We start from the raw sequence: 17720 nt of genomic DNA on the forward strand, positions 1-17720 counted from the left end.
GCTTCTGTAGAAGTATATGTGAGGCCAGAAAACATGTGCGGAGAAATTCAGCTTCTTATAAATGAAAAGGCCGTTTTTACCAATAGATCAGATTGGTCATTTTCGTTAATGTTCGATAAAATATAAACAGATAAAAAGAGAGGGGTCTTCTAATTTGGGAGCAGAGTTTTTAGTAGGCAGGTCCGGGAGTGGAAAAACGAAGCTGATCATCGACAGCATTCAAGATGAACTGCGCCGGGCTCCATTCGGGAAACCGATCATTTTTCTAGTCCCGGATCAAATGACGTTTTTAATGGAATACGAGCTTGCTAAAACGCCTGATACGGGCGGCATGATTCGTGCTCAAGTCTTCAGCTTTTCACGACTGGCCTGGCGCGTCCTCCAGCATACGGGAGGAATGAGCAGGCCGTTTCTTACGAGCACGGGCGTACAGATGCTCCTGCGGAAGCTCATTGAAGAGCACAAACAGGAGTTTAAAGTCTATCAAAAAGCAAGTGACAAAAGCGGTTTTACCGCACAGGTAGAACGGATGCTGACTGAGTTTAAGAGATACTGTCTGGAACCGGAAGATATTCGCCGGATGGCGGATAGCGGAACAGCTTCCGAGTATCGAGGGGAACGTGTTTTATCTGAGAAGCTTCATGATTTATCGATCCTGTACCAGCAGATGGAAAAAAGCCTTGAAGGTCAGTATCTTCATTCTGAGGATTATTTGACACTATTGGCAGAGCATATCCCGCAGGCGGAAGATTTGAAAGGGGCACATGTCTATGTAGACGGCTTTTATCAGTTTACACCGCAGGAATTCAGGGTGTTAGAGCAGCTTATGCTTCAGGCAGAGCATATCACGTTTTCACTCACAGCGGACAAGCCGTCACATGAGGGGGAGCCGCAGGAACTTGATTTGTTCAGAATGACGGGAAAAACGTATTATCGCCTGCACCAGACGGCAAAGGAACTGAATCTGGACATCACCTATAAAGAGCTTGATGGATTAAAACGGCACAAGCGCGTACCGGAATTAGCCCATTTGGAAGCACAGTATGAAGCGCGTCCGGTTATTCCGTTTGCTGAGAAACAAGAGGCTTTTACCGTGATGCAGGCCGCAAACAGACGGGCAGAGCTGGAAGGTATTGCCCGGGAAATCCATAGTCTTGTCAGAGAGAAGGGCTACCGTTACAAGGATGTGGCGATTTTAGCGCGTCAGCCGGAAGACTACAAGGATATGGTCAAGGAAGTATTTGCAGATTACGAGATTCCTTATTTTATTGACGGGAAAACGTCTATGATGAACCACCCGTTAGTGGAGTTTATTCGGTCAAGCCTTGACGTATTAAAGGGGAATTGGCGTTATGAAGCGGTGTTCCGCTGCGTGAAAACCGAACTGTTATTCCCGCTTAACGAGCCGAAGGCCAAGGTAAGAGAGCAGGTTGATCAGCTGGAGAATTACTGTATCGCTTACGGCATCAAAGGCGATCGCTGGACAAAGGGCGACCGTTTCCACTACAGACGTTTTGTGTCGCTAGATGATGAATTTGCGCAGACCGATCAAGAAATTGAAATGGAAAACATGCTGAATGACACGCGCGATTGGATTGTTCCGCCGCTGTTCCAGCTGCAGAAACGAATGAAAAAAGCAAAAACGGTTCAAGAGAAGGCGGAGGCGCTTTACCGTTATTTAGAAGAGACGGATGTGCCGCTGAAGCTGGATCAGGAAAGACAGCGGGCTGAGGAAGACGGCAGAATCATTGAAGCACAGCAGCATCAGCAGGCATGGGACGCTGTCATTCAGCTGCTTGAGGAGTTTGTGGAAATGATGGGCGAAGATGAAATTTCTCTTGATTTGTTTCAGCAGATGATGGAAACCGGTGCAGAGTCACTGACATTCTCTCTCATTCCTCCGGCGCTTGATCAGGTGTTTGTCGGCAATATGGATTTGTCCAGAATATACGGTACCTCATGTACCTTTGTGGTTGGGGCAAACGACGGCGTCCTGCCGGCTCGCCCTGATGAAAATGGCGTGCTGTCGGATGATGATCGTGAGTGGCTGAAGACGATAGGTATTGAGCTTTCCTCCGGCGGGCGGGAGCGTCTGCTTGATGAGCATTTCCTGATCTATATGGCGCTTTCTAGCCCATCTGACCGCCTTTATGTGACGTATCCGATTGCTGATGCGGAAGGAAAAACGCTTTTGCCGTCGATTGTCATCAAGCGGCTGGAAGAACTGTTTCCGCAGCATCGCGAGCGTCTATTGACAAATGAACCGGAGCAGGTCAGCGATGAGGAACAGCTAATGTACCTTGTCAATAAAAGCGTGGCGCAATCATACACCGCTAGCCAGCTCAGATTATGGACGAGGGAATATGAGATCAGCGACGTCTGGTGGAGCGCGTACAATGCGCTGATGAATGAACCTGACAGGCTGGAGTCGAAAAAGCTTTTCTCAAGCCTGTTTTTCCGCAATGAAGTCAAGCAGCTTGAACGTTCTGTATCGAGACAGCTCTATGGTGAACGTATTCAAGGGAGCGTGTCGAGGATGGAAACCTTTAACGCTTGTCCCTTCTCCCATTTTGCGTCCCACGGGCTGCATCTGAAGGAACGTCAATTTTTCAAGCTTGAAGCACCGGATATCGGGCAGCTCTTTCATTCCAGTTTAAAACTGATTTCAGACCGGCTTCGTGAGCAAAAATTAGATTGGCGCGACCTAACGAAGGAGCAGTGCGAGCTGTTTTCTTATGACGCGGTCGAGCGGCTGGCGCCGAAGCTGCAAAAAGAAATTCTGCTCAGTTCAAACCGGCATTATTACGTGAAGGAAAAACTGCAGAAAATTGTGACACGCGTGTCCGGCATTTTAAGCGAGCATGCGAAAGCGAGCGGATTCGTGCCGATCGGCCTTGAATTGGGCTTTGGCGGAAAGGGCCCGCTCCCGCCGCTTACCTTTAAGCTGAAAAACGGCTGTACGATGGAGCTCGTCGGGCGGATTGACCGCGTGGATAAAGCGGAAAGCTCTAAAGGCCTGCTCCTCCGGATTGTCGATTATAAATCCAGTGATAAAGGCCTTGACTTGGCGGAAGTGTATTACGGACTTGCGCTGCAAATGCTGACGTATCTGGATTTATCGATTACACATTCATTAGACTGGCTAGGAATGAAAGCCACGCCGGCCGGGGTGCTGTATTTCCATATTCATGACCCGATGATACAATCGAATCTTCCGCTTGGACTTGATGAGATTGAACAGGAAATTTTTAAGAAATTTAAGATGAAGGGCCTCCTCCTCGGTGATCAGGAGGCGATTCGCCTCATGGATACAACCCTTCAAGAAGGAAGATCAAATATCATCAATGCGGGCTTGAAGAAAGACGGCTCTCTCAGATCGGATTCAGCAGCAGTCGGTGAAAAAGAATTTGAGCTGTTGACGAAGCATGTGCGCCGTACCTTCCAAGAAGCAGGCGAGCAAATCACTGACGGGCGCGTATCCATTGAGCCGTATAAAATGAAGAACAAGACACCTTGCACATACTGTGCGTTTAAATCAGTATGCCAATTTGATGAATCATTAGAAGAAAACGAGTATCGTCAGTTAAAGGCCGAAAAGGACAAGACGGTACTTGATTGGATAAAGAAGGAGGCTGATGGCAATGAACATTCCTAAACCGGCAGACAGCACATGGACAGATGACCAGTGGAATGCCATCGTCTCAACCGGCCAGGATATCCTTGTGGCAGCGGCGGCAGGATCCGGTAAAACCGCTGTTCTTGTGGAAAGAATGATCCGAAAAATCACGGCGGAAGAACATCCGATCGATGTAGACCGGCTTCTTGTTGTCACCTTTACAAACGCCTCAGCTGCAGAGATGAAACACCGGATTGCGGATGCACTGGAAAAAGAGCTGGTAAAACGCCCAGGTTCGCTGCATATCCGTCGCCAGCTGTCTCTATTAAACCGGGCCAGCATTTCAACGCTTCATTCGTTTTGCCTGCAGGTGCTGAAAAAATATTACTACCTGATTGATCTTGATCCGGGCTTTCGGATTGCTGATCAGACAGAAGGCGAACTTCTCGGGGACGAGGTGCTTGATGAGCTGTTCGAGGATGAATATGCAAAGGGCGATAAGGCGTTTTTTGAACTTGTCGACCGATACACAACTGACCGGCATGACTTAGATCTGCAATATCTCGTGAAACAGGTGTATGAGTATTCCCGTTCCCACCCGGATCCGGAAACATGGCTGAAAAGCTTTGTTCATTTGTATGATGTAACAGAAAAGAGCGCGATCGAGGAACTGCCGTTTTATCCATATGTCAAAGAAGATATTGCGATGGTGCTGGACGGAGCAAAGGAAAAGCTTCAGCGTGCTCTTGAGCTGACAAAAGCGCCGGGCGGACCTGCGCCGCGCGCTGAAAATTTTCTCGATGATCTCGCGCAGATTGATGACCTGATTCAGCATCAGGATGACTTCAATGAACTTTATAAGCGCGTGCCCGCTGTCTCCTTTAAGCGTGCAAAAGCGGTGAAAGGGGACGAGTTTGACCCCGTCTTGCTTGATGAAGCGACAGACTTGAGAAATGGCGCCAAAAAACTCCTTGAAAAACTCAAAACCGATTACTTCACCAGAAGCCCGGAGCAGCATTTAAAGAGTTTGGCTGACATGAAGCCTGTTATTGAAACACTCGTACAGCTTGTCATCAGCTACGGGAAACGGTTTGAAGCCGCAAAGCAGGAGAAATCGCTCATTGATTTTTCTGATTTGGAGCATTATTGCCTGTCCATCTTGACCGCTGTGAACGAAAAGGGTGAACGTGAACCAAGTGAGGCGGCAAGATTTTATCAGGAGCAGTTTCATGAGGTGCTCGTCGATGAATATCAGGATACCAACCTGGTGCAGGAATCCATTCTTCAGCTCGTCACAAGCGGGCCGGAAGAGACAGGAAACCTGTTTATGGTAGGAGATGTCAAGCAGTCGATTTATCGATTCAGGCTAGCGGAGCCGCTCCTTTTTCTGTCTAAGTACAAACGGTTTACAGAGAGCGGAGAAGGGTCGGGCCGGAAAATCGACTTGAACAAAAACTTTCGAAGCAGGGCTGATATTTTAGACAGCACAAACTTTTTGTTCAAACAGCTGATGGGCGGCAAAATCGGCGAGGTCGATTATGATGAACAGGCTGAACTGAAACTCGGCGCGGCGTATCCGGAAAACAATGAAACGGAAACCGAACTGCTGCTGATTGACAAGTCCGAGGAGACGGACGCAGGAGAGGAAGCGGAAGAGCTGGAAACGGTACAGTTCGAGGCAAAAGCGATCGCCAAGGAAATACGCAAGCTGATCTCATCGCCATTTAAGGTATATGACGGGAAAACGAAGACACACCGCAATATTCAATACCGCGATATCGTGATTTTGCTGCGATCCATGCCGTGGGCGCCGCAAATCATGGAAGAGCTGAGAGCTCAGGGCATACCGGTTTACGCCAATTTAACATCAGGCTACTTTGATGCGGTGGAAGTGTCTGTCGTGCTTTCTGTCCTGAAGGTGATTGATAACCCGTATCAGGATATTCCGCTTGCTTCCGTTCTGCGTTCACCGATTGTCGGTGCTGACGAGAACGAACTGTCTTTGATCCGGCTTGAAAACAAAAAGGCGCCATACTATGAAGCAATGAAAGACTATCTGGCAGCCGGCGACCGAAACGATGAGCTTTATCAAAAGCTGCAAACGTTTTACGGGCATTTGCAAAAATGGCGCGCATTTTCGAAAAACCATTCGGTGTCCGAGCTGATCTGGGAAGTGTACCGCGACACAAAGTATATGGATTATGTTGGCGGAATGCCGGGCGGAAAACAGCGGCAGGCTAACTTGCGCGTCCTTTATGACCGGGCACGCCAATATGAATCGACGGCATTTCGCGGCCTGTTTCGTTTCTTGAGGTTTATCGAACGCATGCAGGAACGCGGCGATGACCTGGGAACGGCGAGAGCGTTAAGCGAGCAGGAGGATGTTGTCCGCTTAATGACCATTCACAGCAGCAAAGGGCTCGAATTTCCAGTCGTCTTCACAGCGGGACTTGGCCGGAATTTCAACATGATGGATCTCAACAAATCCTATCTGCTGGACAAGGAGCTTGGGTTTGGCACGAAATTTATCCATCCTGAATGGCGCATCAGCTATCCGACGCTTCCGCTCATCGCGATGAAGAAAAAAATGCGCAGGGAGCTGCTGTCTGAGGAATTGCGTGTGCTCTATGTTGCTTTAACGCGGGCGAAGGAGAAGCTGTTTCTTGTAGGCTCATGCAAGGATCATCAGAAACAGCTGGCAAAATGGCAGGCATCGGCATCCCAAGCTGACTGGCTCCTGCCGGAATTTGACCGCTATCAGGCGAAAACGTATTTGGATTTCATCGGACCTGCTCTTGTCAGACACAGAGACTTGGAGCCTTTGGCTGAGGGCGGTGCGGCAGCGGCTTCTGATATATCAGGCCATCCGGCCCGCTTTGCTATTCAAATGATCCATTCATATGATCTGCTTGATGATGAGCTGGAAGAGAGACTGGAAGAAAAAAGCGAACGTCTTGAAGCGATCCGCCGCGGGGAACCGGTTCCCGGCCCGTTTGCATATGAGGAAAAAGCTCGCGAGCGGCTGGCCTGGAAGTATTCGCATCACGAGGTGACACAAATTCGCACGAAGCAGTCTGTGTCTGAGATTAAGAGAAGAAGAGAGTACGAGGACGAATACAGCGGACGGGCACCCGTTACACCGGCTGATGGAAGCATTCTGTACAGACGCCCGGCTTTCATGATGAAAAAAGGCCTGACAGCAGCAGAGAAAGGAACAGCTATGCATACGGTCATGCAGCATATTCCGCTGACACATGTGCCGACGACAGAAGAAGCGGAACGGACAGTTCGACATCTTTATGAAAAAGAGCTGCTCACCGAAGAACAGCAATCCGCTATCGATATTGAGGAAATTGTTCAATTTTTCCATACCGAAATTGGCGAAAAACTGATCGGCGCTAAATGGAAGGACCGTGAAGTTCCATTCAGTTTGGCGCTTCCGGCAAAAGAGATTTATCCTGATGCGAAAGAGGCGGATGAGCCGCTATTGGTGCAGGGGATCATCGATTGTCTCTACGAAACAGAGGACGGCTTATATTTGCTGGACTATAAAACAGACCGGATTGAGGGGAAATTCCAGCACGGCTTTGAAGGAGCAGCCCCGATCCTGAAAAAGAGATATGAAACGCAAATTCAGCTGTACACAAGGGCCGTTGAACAAATTGCTCAAACGAAGGTAAAAGGATGTGCGCTTTATTTCTTTGACGGAGGGCACATTCTGACTTTATAACGAGATCCATAAGCTCCGGGAATTCAGACGGAGCGGATCTCGTTTTCTATACAAAAGAGAGGTGAACACAATTGCGGATTTTACATACGGCTGACTGGCATCTTGGAAAAACCCTTGAAGGAAGAAGCAGGCTGAGTGAACAGGCGGATGTATTGGACGAACTGAATACAATCGTAAAGGAAGAGCAGATCGACGCTATTGTGATGGCGGGTGACGCGTTTGATACCGTGAACCCGCCGGCTTTAGCCGAGCAGTTGTTTTATGAAAGCCTGTCCGCTCTCAGTGACAGAGGAAAGCGCCCGATCGTTGTCATTGCCGGAAACCATGATAATCCTGACAGGTTGTCCGCTGCTTCACCGCTGACACATGAGAACGGCATTTATTTAATCGGCTATCCGACAACTGAACCGCTTCATATAGAAGTGCCCTCAGCAGGGGAGCTTTTGGCTGTCGGAGCGCTGGCATACCCGTCTGAGGCAAGGTTAAATGAAGTTCTTTCCGATACATTTGACGAGAAACTTCTCCGTGATCACTATGATGTGAAAATCAGGCAGGCATTTGAGCAGATCACAAGCCGCTTCCGAAAAGACGCCGTAAAGATTGCCGCCAGCCATATTTATGTTGCGGGCGGCAACCAAACGGACTCGGAGCGGCCAATTGAAGTTGGCGGCGCTTATACGGTAGCCGCTGAAAGTCTGCCGGCGGAGGCCGCTTACGTGGCGCTCGGCCATTTGCATCGCCCGCAAACAATCAAACGGGCGAGGACGCTCGCGCGGTATTCTGGATCTCCGCTGGCCTATAGCTTTTCTGAGGCAGGCTACGCCAAATCGGTGACCATTGTAGACGCAAAGCCGGGCGAAGAAGCCTCTTGGCATGAGGTTTTATTATCAAGCGGCAAGTCTCTTGTAAAATGGAAAGCGGAAAATGGACTAAGCGAGGTATACAGCTGGCTCGATGAAGGCAGGGATCAGAATGCCTGGATTGATCTTGAAATCAGTGTAACGGACCAGCTGTCACTTGAAGACATTCACAGGCTCAGAAAAGCCCATCCGGGTTTTGTCCATATCAGGCCGGTCTTTGAAGAACAAAACATTGAGCGCGAACGGATCGAGGTTAAGCATGTGTCCATCGAAGACCGTTTTAAGAAATTTTATGAAAAACAGACAGGCGGCGCAGTGCCGGATGCTGAAATGGTAAAGCTGTTTTTAGAGCTTGCATCAGGCGCAGAAGATGAGGAGGAAGCAAGATGAAGCCGATCGCCTTAACGATAAAAGGGCTCCACAGCTTTAGGGAGGAGCAGACGATAGATTTTGACAGCCTTTCCGGTGCAGGTGTCTTCGGCATTTTCGGGCCGACAGGAAGCGGTAAATCCTCGATCCTTGACGCGATGACCCTTGCTTTATACGGAAAGGTAGAGCGGGCGGCGAACAATACGCACGGGATCTTAAACCATGCGGAAGATGCGCTGACTGTTTCCTTTACCTTTGCGCTTCAGACGAATCATCAAACCTCTTACAAAGTCGAGCGTGTGTTTAAGAGAACGGATGAAATGAAGGTGAAAACAGCGCTTTGCCGTTTTATCGAGATCAAGGATGAACAAACCGTGCTTGCTGATAAGGCCAATGAAGTGAATAAAAGAGTCGAGGAGCTCTTGGGGCTGACCATCGATGACTTTACAAGAGCGGTTGTGCTGCCGCAAGGGAAGTTTGCTGAATTTCTGTCTTTAAAAGGGGCGGAACGCAGGCATATGCTTCAGCGTTTATTCAATTTGGAGCAGTATGGAGACCGCCTTGTGAAAAAGCTGAGACGGCAGGCGCAGGAAGCCAATGCGAGAAAGAACGAAATGCTTGCAGAGCAATCGGGTCTCGGCGAGGCGAGTTCAGAAGCGGTTGAACAAGCTGAACAAGCGCTTGAACAAGCGGAAGCCAAACTGGAATCAGTGCGGAAGAATCGTGATCTAGTAAAAGACCGGTTTGCTGAGCATCAAGAGATTTGGAATGGCCAAAAGGAAAAAAACGTTTATGAAGCAGAGAAAAAGCGGCTTGAAGAGGAGAAGCCGCATGTCGACAGCATGCAAAAACGCTTGGCGGAAGCGGAAACAGCAGCCGCTCTAAAGCCGTATGCGGACCGGTACTTGGAAGCGGTACAGCATGAGGAGAAGGCTGCGAGGGAAGAAGTGCTTGCCCAAAAGGATTTAACAGAGCGCACCGCTTTCTTTCAGCAAAAGAATGAAGAATATGAAGCGTGGCGCCGGCATAAAAGCGAGAAAGAGCCAGAGCGTTTAGCTGAGCAGGAACAGCTCTTCCGCTTGCAGGAGATCGAAATTAAATGGAGAGAGGCCCAGCAGGAGGCAGAGCGCAAACAGGCTGAACTTCAGCAGAAGGCCGAAAATCTTCAATCTGTCATGAAGGAATTAGAAACTGTAACTGACCGTCTTACAAGGGGACAAAACAGACAGACGGAATTAAAGCAGCAGCTCAAAACCTTGCAGGTAACCACTGATGAGCGGAAAAGATGCCAGCAGGCCGCTGAAATGGCTTTGCGGATCAGACAGACTGAGGAGCAGCTGGCAAAAGAGAAAAAGCGAATTGACGCATTGAACCTTGTATTACAGAAGATGAACGAGGAAAAGAATACACTCGTACAAAAGGCTGAAGCGGAAGAAAATAAAATCATACAAGCATATGAGGCTGTTCAAGCCGTGTATCATATGGTCTGTGAGACGGAACGATCACTCACGCGAACTGCTGATCAGGCAAAACAGAGACAACACACACTTCACACTCAGCGTGAGAAAGCAAGAATGGCGGCACTTACCAAGGAGTTATCGGAAAAACTGATGGACGGAAAACCTTGCCCGGTCTGCGGTTCAACTGAACATGATCCGTCAGCCTCAGCACATGGGACATATGAGCCGGATCACAATGTTGAAGCAGAAATCAAACAGACAGAAGATTTGCTGTCAGCAGCGGCGGCGCTCAGTCAGGAGATTCTTTCTGCCAAAATCACACTTGAAGAGCAGTCCGCCCGCTTTCTTGAGCAGTGTCCGTTTTTGAAATCGATTCAAGCGCCGACCCTTGAGGCAGCTGCTTCCTATGAGAATCAGCCGGTGCAGGAAGCATTTCATGCAGCGAAAATAGAATGGAAGCAAATCAAACAGGACATCCTGTCAGTCAAAACACGAATGACCCAAATGATCGGCACATATCAGGAATCATTAAAAAAAGCCGAGCAGCTAAACGAAAGAATGAGTTATGAAAAACGAGAGGCTGACCGTATTGGCAGCATAATAGCAGAGCTTCAGTCCTCGATGGACAGCCAGCAGAAGATGTTTCATGAATCATTTGAAGGCCAATCTCTGGATGAAGCGGAAAAATGGCAGCAAGACATTGAAGAAAAGGACCGGGCTGCGGAAGAATGCGAGAAACGAATTGAACGAAGCATCGCTTTTCTTTCTGAGCATGAGTCACAGAAGGAACAGCTGCGGGAGTCGAGCCATCAGCTTGAAAGGGAAAAACTGGAGCTTCACTATGCCGCAGAACGGGCGAAGAGTGCCATAGCAGATTATAAGAAGGAACTCGGGGACTATATAAAAGAGGATTCCATCCAAACGAAGCTCCGCTCAATTCAGCAGGACCTGAAGTATTTAAAAGAAAAAGAGCAATCTCTATATGAAGAGCTGCAAAGCGCTCAAATGATGCTCAATCAGGCAAAAAGCCGTGCTTCAGCAAGCGAGCATACGCTTAAGGAAGCGGAAGATAGGTTGAAAAAAGCGGAAGCGGATTGGCTTGAACAAGCGGAAAGCACCCGCTTTATCCGGGCTGACGAGGTAGAATACAGCCTCATCCCAGCCGATGAGCTTGAAAAGATCAAAGGCAGTATTGACCAGTTTTTGGATAAATGTAAGCAAAATGCCGCAAACTTAAAACGTGTATCTGATAAGCTCGCCGGCAGATCCTTATCCGAGAGTGAATGGAACGAAACCGTCACGTCATTAAAAGAAGCCGAGGAGGCATTTGGGACTGCTTTGGAAGAAAAAGGGGCAGCGGCTAAAGCACTGGCTGTGATCCGCGACCAGCACAAACGTTTCAATGAAATTGAGGCTGAGCTGAAGAAATGGCAGACCCATATCGACAGGCTGGACAAGCTTCAAGCAGTGTTTAAAGGCAACACGTTCGTCGAATTTTTAGCTGAGGAACAGCTTGAAAGTGTTGCAAGGGATGCGTCAGCACGGCTCGGCGTGCTGACAAGGCAGCGTTACGCCATTGAAGTGGATTCAGAAGGCGGATTTGTGATGCGGGATGATGCCAATGGAGGCGTCAAGCGCCCGGTATCAAGCTTGTCGGGAGGGGAGACCTTCCTTACCTCGCTATCTCTTGCTCTCGCACTTTCTGCGCAGATCCAGCTCCGCGGTGAATACCCGCTGCAGTTCTTTTTCTTGGATGAAGGGTTTGGAACGCTTGACCAAGATCTGCTAGATACGGTTGTCACTGCCTTGGAAAAACTGCAGTCAGACAATCTGTCTGTCGGCGTGATCAGCCATGTGCAGGAACTGCGGGCACGGCTTCCGAAAAAGCTGATCGTACATCCGGCTGAACCTAGCGGACGCGGCACAAGGGTATCACTCGAGATGATGTAAGGGGGACGCGGATGTGGCAAAACAGACTGTCGGGATATGTGAGCTATGCGGCCGGAGCGATGTCCAGCTGACAGAGCACCATCTCATACCGAAGGAAGAAGGCGGTACGTTCCTGCCGACTGCGATGCTTTGCATCCCTTGCCATAAACAGATCCATGCCTTGTATACAAATCAGGAACTGGCAGTTCGACTGTCCGGTATAGAAGAGCTCAGAAGCGATCCAAAGCTTGCCCGGTTTGTCAAATGGATCAGAAAACAACCGCCTGAAAAGCTGATTAAAACAAAGAAGTCTAATGAACGGAAAAAGAAAAAATAAAAAGCAGCCCTCTCCTTGCAGAGCGGCTGCTTTTTATCCGTTTCCAACCATATCCTGATCGCTGACATCGGGGTCTATATAATTTGTCGCGTTGACTGCGTTGTTTAAAAGAAGGAAATCTCCCGTGTTTCCTGCTCCCGAACCGAGCGCAGATTTTGAAGAGCTTTTCGGAGAAAGGTAAAAAGAATCACCAAAGTTCACGACTCCGCCCGATATGGAATTGATAGCTATAGGCCCGACAATTGCTGGCATAGACGACACCCTTTATAGAAGTCTCTGTTTATTATATGCCCGTGCCGGACGATTGTGAGTTTGGGGGAATAATCTGGCGGATATGTTTAATCCGCGCGTCACCGCGTACGACCGAAGCTGAGCCTGCATGAAAAACGGAAGAGGATGAGACCCCCTGAATTTTGATGTTGCGGACATGAATGACAGGCACCTCATGGCAAAAAGCGGTTTGCACGCCCGTTTCCGGAAGAAGCTTCACAGCGTGCTGCTCAAAAATAGGATAATCCTTTCTCTTAAATGAGCCTTCATTTTCATAAAACGTTGAAAGCGAGCGCTGAACAGCGAGCACTTTTATTTTCATATCGATTTCGTTTGTATCGCCTGCTTGAAATACGCTTGCTATACCGAGAGAGTTAAATTTAATCTGTCTGATGTGGGATAGACGCTTAAGCATGATTCGACGGCAGCGGAGCAAACGGACCGATAATAAGAGATTCAGGCGGCGTATCGAAAATGGAAGATAAATAGATGGATTCTGCGTCTCCAATGTGGAAAACAGAGGAACTGGATACACCATTCATTCGGATATCTCCGACTTCAAGGCTGCGGTTGACGACGGTAAAGATCATGCTTGCTCATCTCCTTTCATCTCGGAGGGGATATGTTCGAGAAAATGTTCCACAGCACGGATCACATCACGCTTCACATGCTCAGCGATATGTTCCGCATATTGTTTGGGCGGTGTGTTTTCTTCTTTCTTAATATGGGACATATAATAGTGAATCCGGCTGTCTATTTGTTTTCTGATGTCCTCAATGACATGATGCCGATTTGTATCGTCAAGCCTGCTGTCATATTGGTTTTCTAGCTGCTCCAAAACAGCCGGGATTTCCTCGGTTAAGTACATGTCGACGTTCTGCCGGATTTGCTGCATGAGCTGGGCGCTCTCTTCCTGCTGCATCATTCCGATTTCCGGTGTAGTCTGGCTCACTTCAAAGTTTTGAACGCTGTTTGGGTCTGTCGGATTTAAACCGATATTCAGCGTGCCGTCGAGCCGTTCGATTTTTAGCTGATCAAATTTATATTCCACACGCTCAATAGTTGTGGCCGGCCGCTGTTTCATGGTATTCATTTCAGTTTGCATCTCTTTCAGCTGCCGTTCGAGCTGCTGAATATGCAGCGCCTGCTGCTGAACGAAGGAATTCAAGTTTTGCAAGTAAGAGGAAACAGATTGATCATACATGTCTTTCACCTCTTTCATATGATTAACGGCCAGGAGGCTGGAGCGGAACCAATGAACCTGTATCGGGCTCCTGTAATTCGACTGGCTGCCCCTGAGCGGAAACCTCGGGAGCCGCTTCTACATAGCTGCCTGTATTGTACAGGTTAGAAAGCGATTTAATAGACCCGGCGCTTCCGATTTGCAGAATGGAGGAGTTGCTGATGGATTCCAGCCGGAGATAGTTAATTTGAATGGTTTGATTGATATAAAAATTCATGAAGCATCACTCCTTTACGCATTGCCTGCGATCGGCTGATCAACCACATCATTGTCGTACACATTCGTTGCGTTTTTATAATTCATCACCTTAAGGCCGTCACCGGTATTAAAGCTGCCTGCCCCGGCAAACGTTCTGACCTCAGCTTGAGGAGAAATGGTAATGCAGTCTCCGATGTGAACGACTCCGCTCGTACCGACCGCATTAATTTTAAACGCTCCGACAATTGCCGGCATACGAGCACATCCTTTGTTGTTAAATTGAAAAAAGGCAGGTGAAATAAGGACAAGATTTATTTCTGCTGGGCTATTCACGATAGCTTATGACATACGCACATTTGTGTGAGAGAAAATTAAATGGGGACATGTCGGAGAGATTGATAAAAAAATCTGTTTATTTTTTTCAGGTGAAGGCTTAAACATTTCAGAAGCTGGTTATTGTATAGGGCCAAGCGGAAATGCGGCGATGCTGCCGCTGTCCGCCTGCGTGATTGTATATTGTTTTGCGATGGTGTATGGGCAATAGAGGTACAGGAAATGTCTTTCGGAGTAATTCGTGCTGCTGGAGTGTTATCTGCCGTGATGTTTCATGCTGATCCAGAAAGGATCTGCTGAATTGTTCAAAATCTGTTTTCAGGCGGCAAATTCTCGCCCAGAGGCATGTCTCAGGATGTTGCTCAGCAATATGCGGCGGGTGATGCGGGAAGCCTTTGAATACATATCATATGATCACACACGGGCGTTTTGCCCCCAAGAGGTGATTTCTTCTTTAATTCGAATATTGAGCAGACTGTCGAGCTCTTGGCTGCATTGAATCGTTTCTTTTGAATTCATACCGTATTTTTGTGCTGTTTTAATTAGCATAACTCTCAGTTCTTCAATTTTTCTGTTCATGAAACAATCTCCAATTCTAGATTTTTATTGTGGTGCATACAGGATATAGATAGTATAACCTATTTTGGCTGAAAAGGTTGCCTTTCGTCAATTTGACTAAAAAAGCGACAATTTTTGCTGCGGTCTTTTTGACTTGCTTTGGTTGAGAAAGGACTATAGTCTTGCCAGGTGTACTTGTAAAAAGTCCTGCCGCTCTTCGATTTCGCGCAGGATATTTGCTTGTTCCTTTTCTAATTGTAAGGGGCTTTTTTTTATGTGAGGATCATCGCCTGCTCTTTGACAAATGTCAAAATGCCAGTCTCTGATAAACGGAGACAGACGGTCGATCGTAAATTCCCGGCTCAGCACATTTTTCATGAGTGTGTGATATTGTGCCCGGAAAGCTGGAATGGAGAGAAGTCTTGACGCAAGTGTACGGCCGTTTGTCAATAGAGGGTCCTCTTCAGTAAATCCGTATGCGGCAAGCGCTTTTGTTTCCATGGGAGTGATGTGAAAGCGGCCGGACTCGTTCAAACAAAAGCCGTAATAAAAGGCTTGGCGGGTGCAGACGCTGCCGATCAGCCACAGAAAGAACAGCTTTACATCAAGAAACATTTTAATTCGTTCGGCAAATTCTTCATCCTCCGCTGTGCAGATCAAGGTGAGAAATTCACGTAAGTATGCGGTCCGTTGTCTGTTTTCAATGGAAGCTTCGTGTTTGAAAACAGACAACGGAACCCTCGGATCGGTATTCTTCACTTCATATATGGCTCCTTTCGGAAACCGGAGATTCATATCGAGCGCATCAATTTTTAAATAAATGCCTTCTCTTTGACCATTGATGATCAGGAAGATGTAGGAAGCATCCTGGGAAGCGACGCCAAGTTGATGAAAAAAACAATAAGCAAGCCTGCGCCGCATCAGTGAAGGATCATCTTGTTCTGCATTCAGATAAAACTTTTTTTCGCTGAGCGGCGACTGTTCACAGTTTATTTCATAGGACGCCTTTTGCAGGGTGTCACGCTGTGTGAGAAGAATGGGAGAAACGGTTCTGTCTGTCAACATCAGTCCCTTGGCAGTCCCCGTTCTGTTAAGCTGCTGCCGACGAAAAAATAAATGTATGCTTTCCATATTCTTTCCTCCTCTTCAGACGCCATTTGTATGATATGTACAGCGAGCCAGTCCCGAAACGGGAATGAAAACACGCATTTGATAAAAAGGAATTTCAGCATTCGACAGAGAATAACTGAAGTAGAACTCTGATTTAAAAGATGATGGAGGAATAACATGAAATTTGCGACAGGGGAACTTTACAACCGAATGTTTGTCGGCCTGATCATTGAAGATGATAAAATTATGGATTTGCAAAGGGCTGAAAAAAAACTGTTTGAACTTGAGACGATTCCGGGATCGCTGATTGAATGTATCGCAGAAGGGGATAAATTTGTTGCGCATGCAAGGCAGCTGGCAGAGTGGGCGAAGAAACCGAATGATGAGCTTGGATCATTTATTTACTCATTATCTGACGTGAAGCTCCATGCACCTATTCCTAAGCCGTCAAAAAATATCATGTGCATCGGCAAAAACTATAGGGATCACGCAATTGAAATGGGCAGTGAGGCTGACATTCCGGAGCATCCGATGGTATTTACCAAATCGCCTGTAACAATCACAGGCCATGGTGATACGGTGAACAGCCATGAAGAAATCACATCTCAGCTTGATTATGAAGGAGAGCTTGCTGTCGTCATCGGAAAAAGCGGCACCCGCATATCAAAAGCAGACGCATATGACCATATTTTCGGATATACGATTGTGAATGACATCACGGCGCGGGATCTGCAAAAAAGGCATAAGCAGTTTTTTATCGGAAAAAGTTTGGATACGACATGTCCGATGGGACCTGTGCTTGTACATAAATCGTTAATTCCCGATCCGAAGCGCCTTAAGGTTGAAACGAGGGTCAACGGCGAGCTGCGCCAATCCGGCTCGGCAAGCGATATGATTTTCTCTGTCGCGGAATTAATTGAAACCCTTTCAATGGGGATGACGCTTGAAGCGGGAGACATCATTGCGACCGGCACGCCGTCTGGTGTAGGAAAAGGCTTTACACCGCCGAAATTTCTGCGGCGAGGCGATCAAATCGACATCACGATTGAACCCATCGGAACGCTGTCAAATCAAATCGGCTAATTATAAGGAGGGCGGCACAGGAACCGCCCGCTTTTTCTGTGGATCATCTTTGTGGCAAAGGACAAGTTCATGGTACTATAAGTGGGGTAATTTATCTGATAGGGGGAACCTGTATGACACATCTACATATTACGACATGGGTGGTGGCGCTGATACTGCTTTTCGTCAGCTACTCGCTCTATTCGTCAGGAAGTGCGAAGGGCGCAAAAATCACTCATATGATTTTGCGGCTATTCTATATCCTTATTATTTTGACAGGAGCTGAGCTGTTTGTCCGTTTCGCCAACTGGAACGGAGAATACGCCGGGAAAATGATTCTTGGCATTATCACCATCGGCCTGATGGAAATGCTCCTCATCCGCAAGAAAAAAGAAAAATCAACTGGAGGCCTATGGATCGGCTTTATCATTGTCCTTGTGCTAACAGTGCTGCTCGGTCTTCATCTGCCGATTGGATTCCGATTATTTTAATAGAAAAAGCTTGAACCCGGTTCTAAGAGAGTCGGGTTTTTTTGTATGGTTCCCCCTGATATTCCAAATCATTTAAAATAACCTTAAAATTCCCTGTAAGCGGTATCTCGGCCTATGAAATTATGATACATTTCAAAAAGATTCATTATTTTAC

15 protein-coding genes are annotated in these 17720 nt (G+C 47.7%); 7 read left to right on the forward strand and 8 right to left on the reverse strand.

The window, feature by feature from the left end; genetic code table 11:
• Positions 1-154 precede the first annotated feature (154 nt).
• The 5 genes from addB to HC660_RS05885 all read left to right on the forward strand — a co-directional run bounded on the left by addB (position 155) and on the right by HC660_RS05885 (position 12301).
• Positions 155-3655, forward strand: coding sequence for a helicase-exonuclease AddAB subunit AddB (gene addB, locus HC660_RS05865; protein ID WP_168747366.1), 3501 nt, complete (start codon positions 155-157; stop codon positions 3653-3655).
• Entirely contained in the window at positions 3642-7346 is a 3705-nt protein-coding gene (addA, locus tag HC660_RS05870; protein ID WP_168747367.1) for a helicase-exonuclease AddAB subunit AddA, read from the forward strand. The genes addB and addA overlap by 14 nt, the downstream gene beginning before the upstream one ends.
• Positions 7347-7417: 71 nt before the next feature.
• Positions 7418-8596: an exonuclease subunit SbcD gene (gene sbcD, locus HC660_RS05875; RefSeq protein ID WP_168747368.1), complete on the forward strand. Its 1179-nt coding sequence runs from the start codon at positions 7418-7420 to the stop codon at positions 8594-8596.
• Positions 8593-11985 (forward strand): exonuclease subunit SbcC, encoded by a 3393-nt coding sequence (gene sbcC, locus HC660_RS05880; protein ID WP_168747369.1) that lies wholly within the window; start codon positions 8593-8595, stop codon positions 11983-11985. Before sbcD ends, sbcC begins: the two co-directional genes overlap by 4 nt.
• Positions 11986-11998: 13 nt before the next feature.
• Positions 11999-12301: an HNH nuclease-like protein HlpB gene (locus tag HC660_RS05885; protein WP_168747370.1), complete on the forward strand. Its 303-nt coding sequence runs from the start codon at positions 11999-12001 to the stop codon at positions 12299-12301.
• Positions 12302-12334: 33 nt separating this feature from the next.
• Here the strand turns inward: HC660_RS05885 and HC660_RS05890 are convergent, their stop codons facing one another.
• From HC660_RS05890 to HC660_RS05925, 8 genes are all read right to left on the reverse strand, one after another.
• Positions 12335-12553 (reverse strand): spore germination protein, encoded by a 219-nt coding sequence (locus tag HC660_RS05890; RefSeq protein ID WP_010333667.1) that lies wholly within the window; start codon positions 12551-12553, stop codon positions 12335-12337.
• Positions 12554-12584: 31 nt separating this feature from the next.
• The gene (locus tag HC660_RS05895) at positions 12585-12986 is read right to left on the reverse strand and encodes a spore germination protein GerPE (protein ID WP_026014685.1); all 402 of its coding nucleotides are present in this window, start codon (positions 12984-12986) and stop codon (positions 12585-12587) included.
• The gene (gene gerPD, locus HC660_RS05900) at positions 12979-13161 is read right to left on the reverse strand and encodes a spore germination protein GerPD (RefSeq protein ID WP_010333669.1); all 183 of its coding nucleotides are present in this window, start codon (positions 13159-13161) and stop codon (positions 12979-12981) included. Before gerPD ends, HC660_RS05895 begins: the two co-directional genes overlap by 8 nt.
• Positions 13158-13775, reverse strand: coding sequence for a spore germination protein GerPC (gerPC, locus tag HC660_RS05905; protein ID WP_168747371.1), 618 nt, complete (start codon positions 13773-13775; stop codon positions 13158-13160). Before gerPC ends, gerPD begins: the two co-directional genes overlap by 4 nt.
• Before the next feature lie 22 nt (positions 13776-13797).
• Positions 13798-14031: a spore germination protein GerPB gene (locus HC660_RS05910; protein WP_003224438.1), complete on the reverse strand. Its 234-nt coding sequence runs from the start codon at positions 14029-14031 to the stop codon at positions 13798-13800.
• A 14-nt stretch (positions 14032-14045) separates the two neighbouring features.
• A complete protein-coding gene (locus tag HC660_RS05915) occupies positions 14046-14267 on the reverse strand; it encodes a spore germination protein (protein ID WP_168747372.1) in 222 nt (73 codons plus the stop codon).
• Between the two features lie 492 nt (positions 14268-14759).
• A complete protein-coding gene (locus HC660_RS05920) occupies positions 14760-14924 on the reverse strand; it encodes an aspartyl-phosphate phosphatase Spo0E family protein (protein ID WP_010333673.1) in 165 nt (54 codons plus the stop codon).
• A 153-nt stretch (positions 14925-15077) separates the two neighbouring features.
• Entirely contained in the window at positions 15078-16034 is a 957-nt protein-coding gene (locus HC660_RS05925) for a CotH kinase family protein (protein WP_168747373.1), read from the reverse strand.
• Between the two features lie 156 nt (positions 16035-16190).
• Here HC660_RS05925 and HC660_RS05930 point away from each other — a divergent pair, with 156 nt between their 5' ends.
• A complete protein-coding gene (locus HC660_RS05930) occupies positions 16191-17096 on the forward strand; it encodes a fumarylacetoacetate hydrolase family protein (RefSeq protein ID WP_168747374.1) in 906 nt (301 codons plus the stop codon).
• A 113-nt stretch (positions 17097-17209) separates the two neighbouring features.
• Positions 17210-17566: a YisL family protein gene (locus HC660_RS05935; RefSeq protein ID WP_010333676.1), complete on the forward strand. Its 357-nt coding sequence runs from the start codon at positions 17210-17212 to the stop codon at positions 17564-17566.
• Positions 17567-17720 lie beyond the last annotated feature (154 nt).

The sequence above is a fragment of the Bacillus mojavensis genome (assembly GCF_012648005.1).
Lineage (GTDB): Bacteria > Bacillota > Bacilli > Bacillales > Bacillaceae > Bacillus > Bacillus mojavensis.

Coding starts and splice junctions, on each gene's coding strand:
- addA (WP_168747367.1), top strand. CDS start 3,642: ATGAACATTCCTAAACCGGCAGACAGCACATGGACAGATGACCAGTGG.
- sbcC (WP_168747369.1), top strand. CDS start 8,593: ATGAAGCCGATCGCCTTAACGATAAAAGGGCTCCACAGCTTTAGGGAG.
- HC660_RS05890 (WP_010333667.1), bottom strand. CDS start 12,553: ATGCCAGCAATTGTCGGGCCTATAGCTATCAATTCCATATCGGGCGGA.
- HC660_RS05895 (WP_026014685.1), bottom strand. CDS start 12,986: ATGCTTAAGCGTCTATCCCACATCAGACAGATTAAATTTAACTCTCTC.
- gerPD (WP_010333669.1), bottom strand. CDS start 13,161: ATGATCTTTACCGTCGTCAACCGCAGCCTTGAAGTCGGAGATATCCGA.
- gerPC (WP_168747371.1), bottom strand. CDS start 13,775: ATGTATGATCAATCTGTTTCCTCTTACTTGCAAAACTTGAATTCCTTC.
- HC660_RS05910 (WP_003224438.1), bottom strand. CDS start 14,031: ATGAATTTTTATATCAATCAAACCATTCAAATTAACTATCTCCGGCTG.
- HC660_RS05915 (WP_168747372.1), bottom strand. CDS start 14,267: ATGCCGGCAATTGTCGGAGCGTTTAAAATTAATGCGGTCGGTACGAGC.
- HC660_RS05920 (WP_010333673.1), bottom strand. CDS start 14,924: ATGAACAGAAAAATTGAAGAACTGAGAGTTATGCTAATTAAAACAGCA.
- HC660_RS05925 (WP_168747373.1), bottom strand. CDS start 16,034: ATGGAAAGCATACATTTATTTTTTCGTCGGCAGCAGCTTAACAGAACG.
- HC660_RS05930 (WP_168747374.1), top strand. CDS start 16,191: ATGAAATTTGCGACAGGGGAACTTTACAACCGAATGTTTGTCGGCCTG.
- HC660_RS05935 (WP_010333676.1), top strand. CDS start 17,210: ATGACACATCTACATATTACGACATGGGTGGTGGCGCTGATACTGCTT.